This window comes from Micromonospora sp. RV43 (genome assembly GCF_001029515.1).
GTDB lineage: Bacteria > Actinomycetota > Actinomycetes > Mycobacteriales > Micromonosporaceae > Micromonospora > Micromonospora aurantiaca.
In genome coordinates this window covers 1-14,168 of record NZ_LEKG01000194.1, presented here as the reverse complement: position 1 = coordinate 14,168, position 14,168 = coordinate 1, and the positions used below count along the sequence as shown (strand labels likewise).

The window sequence follows — 14,168 nt, the reverse complement described above, 5'->3', positions numbered from 1 at the left end:
GACCGGTGGAGTCGTTCACCCCGCTGGAGCCGCTGCTCCCCCCGCCCGCGCCGCGCCCGGCCCCGGGACAGCGGCCCCGCCCGGGCGAGCCGGAACCGCCCCAGGTCTGAGCCGGGACGGTCAGCCCGGGACGGCGGCCTTCTCGGGGGCGGGCGTTTCTGCCCGGGCGGCCTGCGCGGGCTGCTACACGCCCAGCATCGCCCCGGCGACGACAGCGGTCGTGCGCAGCGCCGGCACGCGCCACCGGGCGGCGGTGGTCACTTTCCTACGCTCAGCCGACCAGGGCGGCGTAGCGGCCGCGCCGGTCCAGCAGTGCGTCGTGGGTGCCGGATTCGACGATCCGGCCGTGGTCGAGCACGGCGATACGGTCGGCGTCGCGAACAGTGGAGAGCCGGTGCGCGATGGTCACCACGGTGCGGCCCCGGGCCAGCTCGTCCAGCGCCCGCTGGACCGCGCGCTCGGTCTCGGTGTCCAGCGCGCTCGTCGCCTCGTCCAGCACCAGGATCCGCGGGTCGCGCAGCAGGGTCCGGGCGATCGCCAGGCGCTGCTGCTCGCCGCCGGAGAACCGGTGGCCGCGCGAGCCGACCATGGTGTCGTACCCGTCGGGCAGCGCGCTGACGAGGTCGTGGATGCGGGCGGCGCGGGCGGCGGCCTCGATCTCGGTGTCGGTGGCGTCCGGGCGCGCGTACCGGAGGTTGTCCCGCACGGTGCCGTGCAGCAGGTACGTCTCCTGGCTGACCACGCCCACGACGGCGGCCAGGTCGGCCGGGCGCAGGTCGCGCAGGTCGATCCCGTCGATCGTGATGCGGCCGGCGTCCGGGTCGTGCAGCCGGCTGATCAGCGCGGCGAGCGTGCTCTTGCCGGAGCCGGTCTCCCCCACCAGGGCGAGGCTGGTGCCGGCCGGGACGTCCAGGCTGACGCCGGCGAGGGCGGCGGTGTCGCTGCCCGGGTAGCTGAAGGTGACGTCCTCGACGCGCAGGTGGCCGCGGGCGGTGGCCGGGTCGAGCGGGACCGGGCGGGCCGGCTCGGCGACCTCGACGGGCAGGTCGAGGTATTCGAAGATGCGGGCGAACAGCGCCAGCGACGCGGTGAGCGTGACGCCGACGTTGAGCAGGCCCATCAGCGGCCGGAACAGGTTGCCCTGGAGCGCGGTGAACGCGACGAGCGTGCCGATGGTGAGCGTGCCGGCGGTGCCGGGCAGGCCGGCGCTCAGGTAGATCACCGCGGGGATGGCGGCGAAGACGATGCTCATGGCGGCCATCCGCCAGCGGCCGGCGAGTTCCGAGCGCAGTTCCAGGTCGACCAGGCGGGCCGAGGAGGCGGTGAACCGGTCGACCAGGGCCGGGCCGGTGCCGAGCGTCTTGGCCAGCCGTACGCCGCTGACCGACAGCCCTTCCTCGATGGTCACTGTGAGGTCGGCCAGTTCGCGCTGGCGCTGGGCGGTGATCTCCCGGCGTAGCCGGGCGACCCGGCGGGTGAGCCAGAGCGCGGGCGGCAGCACGACCGCCGAGACGAGGGTGAGGCGCCAGCTCAGCGCCAGCATGGCGATGGTGGTGGCGACCACTGTGGTGAGGTTGGCGGCGATCGAGGTGGCGGTGGAGGTGACCACCGCCTGCATGCCGCCGATGTCGTTGGTGATGCGCGACTGGACCTCGCCGGTGCGGGTGCGCACGAAGAAGCCGATCGACTGGCGCTGGAGGTGGGCGAAGACGTCGGCGCGCAGCCGGTGCATGACCTCCTGGCCGACGCGGGTGGAGATCCAGGTCTGCGCGACGCCGAGCACCGCGGTGACCGCTGCGACCGCGACCATGCCCGCGACCAGCCAGGCCAGCAGGGTCAGGTCACGCTCGGGCAGGGCCCTGTCGATCACGGTACGCAGCAGGAACGGTGTGGCCATCGCGATGATCGAGGACGCCACGATGATCGCCACCACTGTGGCGAGCGGGCCGCGGTGGGCGGTGAACAGGCCGCCGATCCGGCGCAGGGACACCTCACGGGCCTGGGCCTTCTCGGCGGGGGAAACGGTCCGGCCGTCACGGCGGCCGTCGGGGATGCGATCCAACTGTGCTCCTCGTGCAGGGGAGAATGCTGAGGTTACCTCAACATGAGGGAACAACACGAAAGCCTGTTACCGTATTCCCCGTGAACGGCAGCGACGAGAGCCTGGCCGAGACGTTCTGGGCGGTGACCCGCCGCCTGCGGCACCAGACCAAGCGCGCGCTGGAGCCGTGGGAGATCAGCCCCGGGCAGGCGCGGGCGCTGGGCGTGCTGATGCGTCACGGCGCGCTGCGGCCCGGCGCGCTCGCCGAGCACCTTCGCATCGCGCCGCGCTCGGCCACCGAGGTGGTCGACGGGTTGCAGGAGCGGGGCCTGGTCGAGCGACGGCCCGACCCGGGCGACAGGCGGGCCACGCTGGTCGCCCCCACCGCCGAGGGCGAGCGGGTGGGCACCGCGATCCGGCAGGCGCGGGCCACCGAGGCGGAACGGTTCTTCGGCGCGCTCGCACCGGACGACCGGGCCGAACTGACCCGCATCCTTCGCCTGCTGCGCGAGGACTGAACGAGGGCCGGCCACCTGGACCGGCGCGGACGGCGGCCGTCGGTGCCAAGTCGGCCGGAAGACCGGCCGCCGGAAGCGTCAGCGCAGGCCGGCGGCGATCGCGTCGACCAGCAACGCGCCGAGCGTACGGGCCATCACCGCGCGGGCCGCGTCGACGTCGAGCCCCATCGAGTCACGCATCATCGACCACGCCGACCAGGTGCCGGCCACGGTGAGCGCGTCGAGCAACTGCTCCCGGCCCGGCCCGGCGTGTGCCAGCTCCGCGCCGAACACCGACTCGATCTCCTGGCGTACCCGGGCGATGGCCGCCTCCCGGTTGCGCCGCAACTGCGGGGAGAACGGCTCCCGCAGCGCCGACGCACGGGCCGAGGGCGCCAGCACCTCCAGCAGCCGGGCGCGCTGGTCGCAGAACGCGGCGATCCGGGCGGTCAGCGGCAGTTCCGGCGACACGGGCTGCCAGAGCGTGGCCTGCCGCTCGCCGACCCGCCGTCCGGTCGCGGCGAACAGCGTCTCCATGTCCTTGAAGTTGGTCCAGAGCGTGCGCAGCGACACCCCGGCCCGCTCGGCGATCCGTTCCCCGGTGGGCCGCAGGTCACCGGAGTCGATCAGGGCCAGGTGCGCCTCCACGATCGCGGCCCGGGTCCGCTCGGCCCGCGCCGCCCGGCCGTCCACCCGCTCCGGCGGGTCGGTCTCCAGCTCGATCATGGGTACGGGCTCTCCTGTTGCTCGTCTGCCGGCGGCCACTCTACGTGCGTGCCGCCGGGCGACCGGCACCCGGCCGCCCGGCGGCAGCACGGCGGTCAGGACGTCGGAACGGCGTCCGCCGGCGGGTTCGTCGGCGGCTCGGTGAACTCGGTGATCGCGCCGTCGCCGTCGTCGGTGGTGTACGCGGGACCGAAGTACGCCTGCGCGCCGTTGCTCACCTTGGTCAGCCGGACACCGCCGTAGCCGGCGTGCACGCCCTCGGCGTACCGGAAGGGGGTCAGGCCCGGGCCGCGGAAGCCGCCCTTGCGCACGGCCTCGACCAGCTTCTCCCGGGTGGGGTCGGGCCCGGCGGCGAGCATCGCCTGGACGAACGTGTACGCCATCGAGTAGCCGTAGATGGCGTTGCCGTCGACCGGGTTGCCCGCGTTGTACTTCTGGTGGATCTTGGTGAACTCCTGGATCCACGGGTTCGCGGTGTCGCCCACCATCGGCAGGTAGTTGTCGGCGATCATGCCTTCGAGGATCACCTTCTTGTCGCCGAGCTGGGCCGACAGCGTGGTGTAGTCCGCGCCCACGTTGGAGACCACCCACTGCGCCTTGAAGCCCTGCCCGGCGGCCTGGCCCATGGCGAGCGCGGTGAAGCCGGGGATGGTCGCCGAGATGACCACCTGGCAGCCGGCCGCGCGCAGCGCCCCGATCGCCGGGCCGACCTGCTGGTTCGTGGTGGTGTACGTCTGCTTCGCCGCGACCGGGCCGAGGACCTGCTCGACCCCGGCCAGCGAGTCCCGCCCGAAGTCGTCGTTCTGCCCGAAGTGGCAGACCTTCGCGCCGGGGAACTCCCGCTTGACGTAGCTGGCCAGGATCTTGCCCTCGACCGTGTAGTCGGGCTGCCAGCCGAACGTCGTCGGGTACTTGTCCGGCTGGTTCCAGTTGCGGCTGCCGGAGGAGACGAACAGGTCCGGCACCTTCTGCGTCTTGACGAACTCCAGCACGTTCGTGTGCGTCGGCGTGCCGAGGCCGCCGAGCAGCGCGAAGACCTTGTCGTCGAGCACCAGCTTGCGGACCACGTTCTCGGTGTTGGCGGGATTGTAGCCGTCGTCCATGACCTTGTAGACGATCTTCCGGCCGTGCACGCCGCCCTTGCTGTTGACGTGCTCGAAGTACGCCTTGGTGGCGGCGGAGATCTTCGAGTAGCCGGGCGCGGCCGGTCCGGTGAGCGGTTGGTGGGTGCCGATGACGACCTCGGAGTCGCTGACGCCGGGGACGTTCTCGGCGGCCTGCTTCTCGTCGTCGGCGCAGGCCGGCAACGCGGCCAGCAGGGCCAGGCCGGCGGCGGCCGCGAGAACGCGGCGGGTGGTGGGGCGCATGGTTCTCCATTCCGGTGCGACGGTGCGAACGGTGGGTGGAACCGGTGAGGTCAGCGGTCCGGCGACCGGCGGGTGGCGGGACGACGGCGGACGGCCCTGCGCAGGCGGGCGCCGACGGCACGCACCCCGCCCTGGAGGCCGCCCGGGGCGGCGAGCATGACGACGATGAGGATCAGGCCGAACACTGCGAGCGCGAGGTTGCCCTCCAGCCGCTGGGCCAGCCCGGCGGAGAGGCTGAGGTGTTCGGTGAGCAGGCCGGGCAGGTCCTGGAGCGCGACCAGCAGCACCGCTCCCCAGACCGCGCCGGCCAGGCTGCCCAGCCCGCCGATCACGATCGCCATGAGCAGGAACAGCGACAGGTCCAGCGGGAACTTGCCGGGTGCGACAGTGGCGGTGAGCATGGCGTACACGCCGCCGCCGAGGCCCGCGCAGGCGGCGCTCACCACGAACGCGAGCACCTGCGTGCGGGCCACCGGGATGCCGGCGAGCCGGGCCGCGACCTCGTCGTCGCGGACCGCCCGCAGCGACCGGCCGAAGCGGCTGCGTACCAGGTTGGCCAGCAGCAGCATGGTGAGCAGCGCGGCGGCCAGCGCGATCCAGGCCAGCCAGCGTTCCGGCTGGAAGTAGGCGCCGAGCGCCGCCGGTGGCGTCTGCGCCGGGAACCGCAGCCCCTGCTCGCCGTTGAACACGCCGGTGAAGATCGTGGTGACCGCCGGGACGAGCGTCGCCACCGCGAGCGTCACGCCGGCCAGGTAGGGGCCGCGCAGCCGGGCCGCGGCGAGCCCGACGACCAGCCCGCCGAGCGCTGTCACCGCGACGGCGACGAGCAGCGACGCGGGCAGCGCCCACCAGCCGCGTACCGCCCGCTCGTCGAGTGCCTGCTGGGTCAGCGCCACGGTGTATGCGCCGGTGGCCATCAGCGCGCCGTGCCCGAGCGAGAGCTGGCCGTTGAGTCCGACCAGGACGGTGTGCCCGGCGGTGACGCAGAGGAACGCGCAGACGCGCGCCACCTGGAGGTTCTGGTACGGCGCGAGCTGGTTGGTCACCAGCACGACGAGCGTGCCGGCGAACACGGCCACGGCCAGGTGGCGCAGCAGCGTGGAGCCGCGCGCCTCACGTCCGGCGGGGGCGCCGGGAAGCAGCCGCCGCAGCGGGGACGGCGCGGCGGGCGCGATCTCGGTGGGGGTGCTCGTCACACGTGCCTCGCTCTCGCCGCGGAGAAGAGCCCGCCGGGGCGGACCAGCAGGACAGACAGCAGCAGCACCAGGACGGCCAGCGGGGTGGTGTCCGGTCCCAGGTAGCCGGTGACGTAGGACAGGATCAGGCCGACCAGCAGGCCGCCCACCACCGCGCCCACAGGGCTGTCCAGGCCGCCGACCACGGCGGCGGTGAACGCGACCACGAAGACCAGGTCCATGGCGTGCGAGTGCAGGCCGAGTCCGGTGGGGACGACGAGCATCCCGGCGAGCGCGCCGACCCCGGCGGCGAGCGCCCAGCCCAGCGTGAGCATCCGGCCGACGCTGACGCCGAGCAGCCGGGACACCTCTGGCGCGAAGGCGGCGGCCCGCATCCGCAGGCCCACGGGGGTACGGGTGAACAGCAGCGCGAGCAGCGCCACCACAGTCAGCGCCGCGCCGAGCACCCACAGGTCGTACGGGGACAGCGCGGCCACCCCGCCGATGGTGAGCGCATCGGTGTCGAACGGCGCCGGTGCGGGCCGGTAGTCGTTGCCGAAGACCATGCCGAGCACCGCCTGGATGACCAGCACCAGCCCGAGCGCGACGATCACCTGGTTGAGCGGGCCGCCCGGGCCGGCGAACCGCATCAGCACCCGCTCCACGAGCGCGCCCAGGGCCAGCCCGGACAGGATCGCGGCGGCCAGGCCCAGCCAGTACGAGCCGGTGGCGGAGACGACCGCGTACCCGACGTAGGCGGTGGCCACGGCCATCGCACCCTGGGCGAAGTTGACCACCCGGGCGGCCCGCCAGATGAGCACGAGCGCGAGCGCGAACGCCGCGTAGACCGCCCCGGCGGCGAGCCCGTCGAAGGTGAGGAACCAGAACCGCTCCATCCGCGACCCCTTCCTAGAATCCGAGGTACGCGTGCCGGAGCTGGTCGTCGTCGCGCAGCCGGGCGGCCGGCGCGGCCGTCACCACCCGCCCGAGCGACATGACGATGCCCTGGTCGGCGACTGACAGCGCGGTGCGCACGTTCTGCTCGACGAGCAGCACGGTGAGCCCCCGTTCGTCGCGCAGCCGCCGCAGCAGCGCCATGATCTGCGCGGCCACCTTGGGCGCCAGCCCGAGCGACGGCTCGTCGAGCAGCAGCAGCCGGGGCCGGGCGATCAGCGCCCGGCCGATCGCGAGCATCTGCCGCTCGCCGCCGGAGAGCTGGTGCCCGGCGTGGTCGCGGCGGCGGGCCAGGGCGGGGAACAGCTCGTACACCTCGTCGAGCGCGCGCCGGGCATCGGCCCGGTCGCGCCGCCACAGCCCGCCCAGGCGCAGGTTCTCCGCCACTGTCAGCTCGGTGACCACGCCGCGCCCCTCCGGCACGTGCGCCAGGCCGCGCCGGACCAGGTGTTCCACCCGGACGCCGCGCAGGTCCTCGCCCGCGTACCGGACGCGGCCGCCGGTGGGCCGCAGCAGACCCGAGAGGGTACGCAGCAGCGTGGTCTTGCCCGCGCCGTTGGCGCCGAGGACGGCGGTGACGGTGCCGGCCGGGACGGTGAACGCGACGTCGCGCAGCACCGGCACGGGTCCGTAGCCGCAGCTGAGCGCCTCCACCTCCAGCACGGCTGTCACGACGCGCTCCCGGTCGGCTCGGCGGGCACGTCCGCGCCCAGGTACGCCTCGGTGACCCGGGGGTCGTCGCGGATGCGATCCGGCGGCCCGGCCGCGATCACCTTGCCGAAGTCGAGCACCACCAGTTCCTGGCAGACGGACATGACCAGGTCCATGTGGTGCTCGACGAGCAGCACGGCACAGCCGTCCTCCCGGTCGGGCAGCGCGCGGACCAGGTCGGCCAGCTCGGCCACGTCGTCGGCGCCGAGACCGCCGGCTGGTTCGTCGAGCAGCAGCAGCCGGGGCCGGGCGATCAGCGCGCGGGCCAGCGCGACCCGCTTGCGCACCGGGTAGGGCAGGGTGGCGGGCGCCGCGCCGGCGTACTTCTCGACGCCCAGCTCGGTGAGCAGGTCCAGGGCCCGGACGCGCAGCCGCCGCTCGTCCCGGTCGCTGCGGGGCAGGCCGAACAAGGCGGCGGCGAATCCGGCGCGGGCGGTGTGGCTGGCGCCTGCGACCACGTTCTCCAGCACGCTCAGCCCGGCGAACAGGCCGACGCCCTGGAGCGTGCGGGCGATGCCGAGCCGGGTGAGGGCGTGCGGGCGGGGCCGGAACGACCGGCCGTCGAGGGTGAGTGAACCCTCGGTCGGCCGGACGAAGCCGCAGACCACGTTGAACAGCGTGGTCTTGCCGGCGCCGTTGGGGCCGATCACGCCGACGATCCGGCCGGGCGGCACCCGCAGCGAGACGTCGTCGAGGGCGACCAGGCCGCCGAAGCGTACGCCGACGTGGTGCAGCGCCAGGCCCGGTTCGTCGGCGGCTGTGGCCGGTGGGCTCATCGTCACCTCGTGCCGGTCGACGGAGCACGGAAAAACTAATTACACCGGGAGTGTACTTTTCTCTGCCGCCGCGTCAATGGCCCCGACGATCACCGCTCGCTTCCCGGGGTTACCGGCCTCCTACGTGCACGGTCGGTGCGATCATCCCGGCATGCGGTCGCGGGCGCGGCGCAGGAACGTCTGCTCCGCCGCGTTGCCGGTGCCGGCGATCGCCGCGTCGTACGCGACCCGTGCCTGCTTCGGACGGTCCAGCCGGCGCAGCAGGTCGGCCCGGATCGCGTGCCACACGTGGTAACCGGCCAGGTCCAGACGCTCCACCTCGGCCAGTCCCGCCGCCGGTCCGCGTACCTCGGCCAGCGCGACCGCCCGGTTCAGCGCCACCACCGGCCCGGGCGCGACGGCGGCGAGCTGGTCGTAGAGCGCGAGGATCTGGGTCCAGTCGGTGACGGTGGCGGTGGGCGCGTCCGCATGCACAGCGCCGATCGCGGCCTGGATCTGGTACGGCCCGGGCCGGTCCCGGCGCAGGCACCGGCGGACCAGGTCCTGTCCCTCCGCGATCAGCTCCCGGTCCCACCTGCCGCGGTCCTGCTCGGACAGCGACACCGGCACCCCGCCCGGGCCGGTCCGGGCGGCGCGGCGCGCCTCGGTGAGCAGCATCAGCGCGAGCAGACCGAGCGCCTCCGGCTCGTCCGGCATCAGCGTCACCAGCAGGCGGCCCAGCCGGATCGCCTCGGCGCCCAGCTCGGCGCGGCCCAGCCGCTCCCCCGCGCTCGCCGTGTGCCCCTCGTTGAAGATCAGGTACACCACTGCCAGCACCCCGCGCAGCCGGTCCGGCAGGTCCGCGTCGCGCGGCACCCGGTACGGGATACCGGCGTCGCGGATCTTCGCCTTGGCCCGGACCAGGCGCTGCGACATGGTGGGCTCCGGCACCAGGAAGGCCCGCGCGATCTCGGCGGTGCTCAGGCCACCGAGCAGGCGAAGCGTCAACGCCACCCGGGCGGGAGCGGCGAGCGCCGGGTGGCAGCAGGTGAAGATCAGGCGCAGGCGGTCGTCGGGCACGGGCCCCTCCTCGGCGGGCGGGTCGGCGGCGTGCAGCAGGGCGGCCTCGGCGTGCCGGGCCGCCCGGGTCGCCTCGCGCCGCAACCTGTCGACCGCCCGGTTCCGGGCGGTGGTGATGATCCAGCCGGCCGGGCTGGGCGGCGGCCCGTCGGCGGCCCACCGCGACACGGCGACAGTGAACGCCTCCTGGACCGCCTCCTCGGCGAGGTCGATGTCGCCGAGGAGACGGACCAGGACGGCAACCGCGCGGCCGTACTCGGCCCGGAAGACGCGTTCGACGTCGGTCATCCCTCGCCCTGGAACGGGCGGACCTCGATCGGCAGCGTGGTGGCGAGGGCGTACCGGCGGCCCCAGTCCAGCGCGGCGTCCAGGTCGGGCGCCCGGATGATGGTGACGCCGCCCAGGTACTCCTTGCCCTCGGCGAACGGCCCGTCGGTGACCAGCACCTCGTCCCCGGCCGGGCGCAGCACGGTGGCGGTCTGCGGGTCGTGCAGGCCGTTGCCGAACACCCAGCACCCCGCCTCCCGCAGGTCACGGCCGATGGCCTCGACCTCGCGCATCACCCCGGCCAGGAACTCCGGGTCCGGGCGGCCCTCGCCGGCCGGCTGGTACATGCTGATCAGGTACTGCTTCATCGGCTTCTCCTCGTCACCGGACGGCCCCGCGCCGCCCTCTCACCCTCCACACGAACGACTGATGCCCGTTTCGACACGCCGGGCCGGGTGAATCCGGCCGGGAGCGGGGTACGCCGCCGCGTGCGCCGTCACCGGATCGTCGTCGTGGGCGCCGGGTTCTCCGGTCTGGCCTGCGCGCTCGCGCTGGACGCGGCGGGCGCCGAGGTGCGGGTGCTGGAGGCCCGGGACCGGGTGGGCGGCCGGACGCTGAGCCGCCCGCTGCCCGGCGGCGGCTGGCTGGACCTCGGCGCGCAGTGGATCGGCCCGACCCAGGACCGGATGTACGCGCTCGTCGCCGCGTACGGCCTGACCACGTTCTCCTCCCCCGCGCACGGCGCGGCGGCGCTGCTGCTCGGCGGACGCCCGGCCACCGGCGAGCCGCCCGGGCTGTCCGCGCTGCTGGGCACGCTCGACGAGATGGCGGGCGGGCTCGACCCGGCCGCGCCGTGGCGGGCCGCCGAGGCGGCACGGTGGGACCGGATCACGTTCGGCGGCTGGCTCGACGCGAGCGCTGCCGACCCGGTCACCGCCGGGTACGCGGGCCGGATGCTCGCCGGTGGGCTGCTGGCCGCCTCACCGGACGAGGTCTCGCTGCTGCACATGCTGTTCTACCTGCGCAGCGGCGGCGGCACCGGGTCGCTGCTGCGCATGGCCGGTGGCGCCCAGCAGGACCGGCTGGTCGGTGGTCCGGCCGCGCTGGCCGAGCGGATGGCCGCCGCGCTGCCGCCGGGGAGCCTGTGCCTGCGCGCCCCGGTGGACGGCGTCGCGCAGGACGGCGACGGCGTGCGGGTGCGCGCCGGCGGCGAGACGTACCGCGGCGACGCGGTGGTGATCGCGCTGGCGCCGACGCTGGCCGGGCGGATCCGGTACGACCCGCCGCTGCCGCCGCTGCGCGACGGACTGACCCAGCGGATGCCGATGGGTGTGGCGCTCAAGGTGCACGCGCTCTATCCGGAGCCGTTCTGGCGGGCCGACGGCCGCTCCGGCGTGTCCAGCACCGACACCGGGCCGCTCACCGAGACGGTGGACAACTCGCTGCCGGACGCGCCGGGCGGGGTGCTCACCGCGTTCAGCTACGGCGCGCAGGCCCGAGCGCTGCGCCGGCTGCCGGAGGACGCGCGCCGGGACGCGCTGTGCGAGGCGCTCGCCGCGGTCTTCGGCCCGGCCGCCGCGCACCCCGACGACCTCGTCGAGTACGACTGGTCGGCCGACGAGTGGACGCGCGGCTGCTTCTGCGGAGTGCTGCCGCCCGGCGCGTGGTGTGCGTACGGCCCCGAGTTGCGGACGCCGGTGGGCCGGGTGCACTGGGCCGGCACCGAGACCGCGACCCGCTGGAGTGGCTACCTGGAGGGCGCGGTGACCGCCGGCGAGCGTGCCGCCGCCGAGGCGCTCGCCCAGCTCGGCTGAGCGCCTTGTCCAGTGAGATTCTTCGATGCAATCTATTGAAAAGTTTCTCCGCCCTGTGACCTAATGACGACAGTTCCTTTCGTCATACTCCCGCCGCCGGAGCGCGGCAACCCCCAGGGAGGACAGATGCACAGTTCGATCCGATCGGCGCTGCGCGCGGCCGGAGCCGCGCTGCTCGCCACCGTCACCGTCGCCGCCGCGACCCTGTCCGGGGCGGCCCCCGCCGGCGCCGCCCCGGCCGGACTGCCCGGCATGGACGTGTCCAGCCACCAGGGCAACGTGAACTGGTCCGGGGCGTGGGCCAACGGCGCCCGGTTCGCGTACGTCAAGGCGACCGAGGGCACGTACTACACCAACCCGTACTTCGCCCAGCAGTACAACGGCTCGTACAACGTCGGGATGATCCGCGGCTCGTACCACTTCGCCCGCCCCGACACCACGAGCGGCGCCACCCAGGCCAACTACTTCGTCGACCACGGCGGCGGCTGGTCGAAGGACGGGCGGACGCTGCCCGGCGCGCTGGACATCGAGTACAACCCGTACGGCGCGACCTGCTACGGGCTGAGCCAGGCGTCGATGCGCAGCTGGATCGCCTCGTTCGTCAACCAGTACTACGCCCGCACCGGCCGGTGGGCCACCATCTACACCACCACCGACTGGTGGAGCACCTGCACCGGCAACACCTCGCAGTTCGCCGCCAACAACCCACTGTGGATCGCCCGGTACGCAAGCAGCGTCGGCACGCTGCCTGCTGGCTGGGGCACGTACTCGTTCTGGCAGTGGTCGTCCTCCGGGATCTTCCCCGGTGACCAGAACGTCTGGAACGGCTCGCTCGACCGGCTGCGCGTCCTGGCCTGCAACGGGCCCTGCTGACCCCGGCCCGGGCGTGGCGGGCGGTGCCGGTCCCGCCACGCCCGGCGTACCGGCCGATCCGGCGCTCCCCTTCCGCGAGGAGGTTGCGATGTCCGTTCCCGTACCCCGGCGGACCGTGCTGCGCGGCGCGGTCCTGCTCGGTGCCGCCGCCGGCGTCGGCGCGCTGACCCAGATCGGCTCCGGCCCCGGCGCCCGGGCCGCCGCCACCAGGGTCGACCAGCCGACCATCGCCAACTGCGCGACCTGGGGCGCCCGCCCGCCCTCGTCGCCGGTGAGCGTGGTGACCAGCCGGCCCAACAAGATCATCGTCCATCACACGGCGTTCCCGAATACCACCGACTACAGCCTCGCCCAGGCGTACCGCAACTCCCGCGACATCCAGAACCTGCACATGGACGGCAACGGCTGGCTCGACTCCGGACAGCACTTCACCAACAGCCGGGGCGGCTACCTGACCGAGGGCAGGCACGGCAGCCTCTACGCGCTGCTGCACGGCCAGACGATGGTGCAGGGCGCGCACTGCGTCGGGCAGAACAGCCAGGCCATCGGCATCGAGAACGACGGCATCTACGTGGACGTGCAGCCGCCGCAGGCGCTCTGGAACAGCCTCGTCACGTTCTGCGCGTTCACCTGCCAGCAGTACGGCATCGCACCCACCGAGATCTACGGGCACAAGGACTTCAACAACACGCAGTGCCCGGGGCTGCTGCACGACCGCCTGCCGGAGCTGCGCCGTACCGTCGCCGCCCGTCTCGGCGGCTGACCACGGGGGTACGCGGGGCGCCCGGGTGCGACGGGCGCCCCGCGTTGCGCGCGCCCACTGTGTCAGCGCTCGCTGGGTCAGCGCTCGCTGCGTCAGCGCTCGCTTATATAAGCTGAGTCTGATACAAAGGGGTCGTGCACGCCTTCGACGTTCTCGGCGACCCGGTCCGCCGCCGGATCCTGGAACTGCTCGCGGACGGCGAGCAGCCCGCCGGCACGCTCGGCGAGACCGTGCGGCGCGAGTTCGGCATCAGCCAGCCCGCCGTCTCCCAGCACCTCAAGGTGCTGCGCGAGCACGGCTTCGCCACTGTGCGCGCCGAGGGCACCCGCCGCCTCTACGCCGTGGATCCCGGCCCGCTGCGCGAGATAGACGCGTGGCTGGACGGGTTCCGCCGCTTCTGGACGCCGCCGCTGGCGGCGCTCGCCACCGAGCTGGCCCGGGGCCGCCGCGAACGACGGCTGCGTGAGAACACCACCGACGACGAGAGGACCGAACCATGATCGACGTGACCGGACAGATCAGCGCCGTCGAGCGCCGCATCGGCGACCGTACGCTCCCCGCCGGGCACGCGCGGGTGCTCACCATCGCCCAGACGTACGACGCGCCGGTGGCCGACGTCTTCGACGCGTGCACGAACCCGGAACGGATACCCCGCTGGTTCCTGCCGGTCTCCGGCGACCTGAGCCTCGGCGGCCGGTACCAGCTGGAGGGCAACGCGAGCGGCACCGTCGAACGCTGCGACCCGCCGCACGGCTTCGCCGCCACCTGGGAGTTCGGCGGCGAGGTGAGCTGGATCGAGGTACGGCTGCGCGAGGCGGGACCGGGGCGTACCCGCTTCGAGCTGGAACACGTCGCGCACGTCGACGACCAGCGGTGGGCCGAGTACGGTCCGGGCGCGGTCGGCATCGGCTGGGACCTGGCACTGGTCGGTCTGGCCTCCCACTTCGCCACCGACGGCACGGGCGTCGACCCGGCCGCCGCAGCCGACTGGATGGCCTCACCCGAGGGCCTGCGCTTCGTCACCGAGTCCAGCAGAAGCTGGACGACGGCAAGCATCGAGGCCGGCACTCCCACCGAGCAGGCCCAAACCGCAGGCACCCGAGTAACCGCGTTCTACACAGGCGCCCCCACTCCCTGACCACCCC

At 73.9% G+C, this 14,168-nt stretch carries 15 protein-coding genes; 6 read left to right on the top strand and 9 right to left on the bottom strand.

Features of this window, described 5'->3' with window-relative positions; all coding sequences use genetic code 11:
- Positions 1 to 271: 271 nt before the first annotated feature.
- The gene (locus ABD52_RS32000; RefSeq protein ID WP_047894201.1) at positions 272 to 2,062 is read right to left on the bottom strand and encodes an ABC transporter ATP-binding protein; all 1,791 of its coding nucleotides are present in this window, start codon (positions 2,060 to 2,062) and stop codon (positions 272 to 274) included.
- Between the two features lie 80 nt (positions 2,063 to 2,142).
- Here ABD52_RS32000 and ABD52_RS31995 point away from each other — a divergent pair, with 80 nt between their 5' ends.
- Positions 2,143 to 2,559 (top strand): MarR family winged helix-turn-helix transcriptional regulator, encoded by a 417-nt coding sequence (locus ABD52_RS31995; RefSeq protein WP_013286718.1) that lies wholly within the window; start codon positions 2,143 to 2,145, stop codon positions 2,557 to 2,559.
- Between the two features lie 78 nt (positions 2,560 to 2,637).
- Here the strand turns inward: ABD52_RS31995 and ABD52_RS31990 are convergent, their stop codons facing one another.
- The 8 genes from ABD52_RS31990 to ABD52_RS31955 all read right to left on the bottom strand — a co-directional run bounded on the left by ABD52_RS31990 (position 2,638) and on the right by ABD52_RS31955 (position 9,941).
- The gene (locus ABD52_RS31990) at positions 2,638 to 3,264 is read right to left on the bottom strand and encodes a TetR/AcrR family transcriptional regulator (protein ID WP_013286719.1); all 627 of its coding nucleotides are present in this window, start codon (positions 3,262 to 3,264) and stop codon (positions 2,638 to 2,640) included.
- 95 nt (positions 3,265 to 3,359) lie between these two features.
- On the bottom strand, positions 3,360 to 4,631 hold the full coding sequence (locus tag ABD52_RS31985; RefSeq protein ID WP_030268596.1) for an ABC transporter substrate-binding protein: 1,272 nt from the start codon (positions 4,629 to 4,631) through the stop codon (positions 3,360 to 3,362).
- A gap of 50 nt (positions 4,632 to 4,681) precedes the next feature.
- Entirely contained in the window at positions 4,682 to 5,827 is a 1,146-nt protein-coding gene (locus ABD52_RS31980) for a branched-chain amino acid ABC transporter permease (protein WP_047894200.1), read from the bottom strand.
- A complete protein-coding gene (locus tag ABD52_RS31975) occupies positions 5,824 to 6,702 on the bottom strand; it encodes a branched-chain amino acid ABC transporter permease (RefSeq protein ID WP_013286722.1) in 879 nt (292 codons plus the stop codon). Before ABD52_RS31975 ends, ABD52_RS31980 begins: the two co-directional genes overlap by 4 nt.
- 13 nt (positions 6,703 to 6,715) lie before the next feature.
- The gene (locus ABD52_RS31970) at positions 6,716 to 7,432 is read right to left on the bottom strand and encodes an ABC transporter ATP-binding protein (RefSeq protein WP_013286723.1); all 717 of its coding nucleotides are present in this window, start codon (positions 7,430 to 7,432) and stop codon (positions 6,716 to 6,718) included.
- The gene (locus ABD52_RS31965; protein WP_047894199.1) at positions 7,429 to 8,247 is read right to left on the bottom strand and encodes an ABC transporter ATP-binding protein; all 819 of its coding nucleotides are present in this window, start codon (positions 8,245 to 8,247) and stop codon (positions 7,429 to 7,431) included. The genes ABD52_RS31970 and ABD52_RS31965 overlap by 4 nt, the downstream gene beginning before the upstream one ends.
- 141 nt (positions 8,248 to 8,388) lie before the next feature.
- The gene (locus ABD52_RS31960) at positions 8,389 to 9,594 is read right to left on the bottom strand and encodes an RNA polymerase sigma factor (RefSeq protein WP_047894198.1); all 1,206 of its coding nucleotides are present in this window, start codon (positions 9,592 to 9,594) and stop codon (positions 8,389 to 8,391) included.
- Complete coding sequence (locus tag ABD52_RS31955; RefSeq protein WP_013286726.1) at positions 9,591 to 9,941, bottom strand: YciI family protein; 351 nt, start codon at positions 9,939 to 9,941, stop codon at positions 9,591 to 9,593. The genes ABD52_RS31960 and ABD52_RS31955 overlap by 4 nt, the downstream gene beginning before the upstream one ends.
- Between ABD52_RS31955 and ABD52_RS31950 the strand changes: the two genes are divergently transcribed.
- From ABD52_RS31950 to ABD52_RS31930, 5 genes are all read left to right on the top strand, one after another.
- Entirely contained in the window at positions 9,912 to 11,387 is a 1,476-nt protein-coding gene (locus tag ABD52_RS31950) for a flavin monoamine oxidase family protein (RefSeq protein ID WP_368665024.1), read from the top strand. The genes ABD52_RS31955 and ABD52_RS31950 overlap by 30 nt on opposite strands.
- A gap of 126 nt (positions 11,388 to 11,513) precedes the next feature.
- Positions 11,514 to 12,260 carry a lysozyme gene (locus tag ABD52_RS31945; RefSeq protein ID WP_047894196.1) on the top strand — a complete coding sequence of 249 codons (747 nt, stop codon included), beginning with the start codon at positions 11,514 to 11,516 and terminating at the stop codon, positions 12,258 to 12,260.
- Between the two features lie 88 nt (positions 12,261 to 12,348).
- Positions 12,349 to 13,023 (top strand): peptidoglycan recognition family protein, encoded by a 675-nt coding sequence (locus tag ABD52_RS31940; RefSeq protein ID WP_013286729.1) that lies wholly within the window; start codon positions 12,349 to 12,351, stop codon positions 13,021 to 13,023.
- A 134-nt stretch (positions 13,024 to 13,157) separates the two neighbouring features.
- On the top strand, positions 13,158 to 13,523 hold the full coding sequence (locus ABD52_RS31935; RefSeq protein ID WP_047894195.1) for a helix-turn-helix transcriptional regulator: 366 nt from the start codon (positions 13,158 to 13,160) through the stop codon (positions 13,521 to 13,523).
- Positions 13,520 to 14,161, top strand: coding sequence for an SRPBCC family protein (locus ABD52_RS31930; protein WP_047894194.1), 642 nt, complete (start codon positions 13,520 to 13,522; stop codon positions 14,159 to 14,161). The genes ABD52_RS31935 and ABD52_RS31930 overlap by 4 nt, the downstream gene beginning before the upstream one ends.
- Positions 14,162 to 14,168 lie beyond the last annotated feature (7 nt).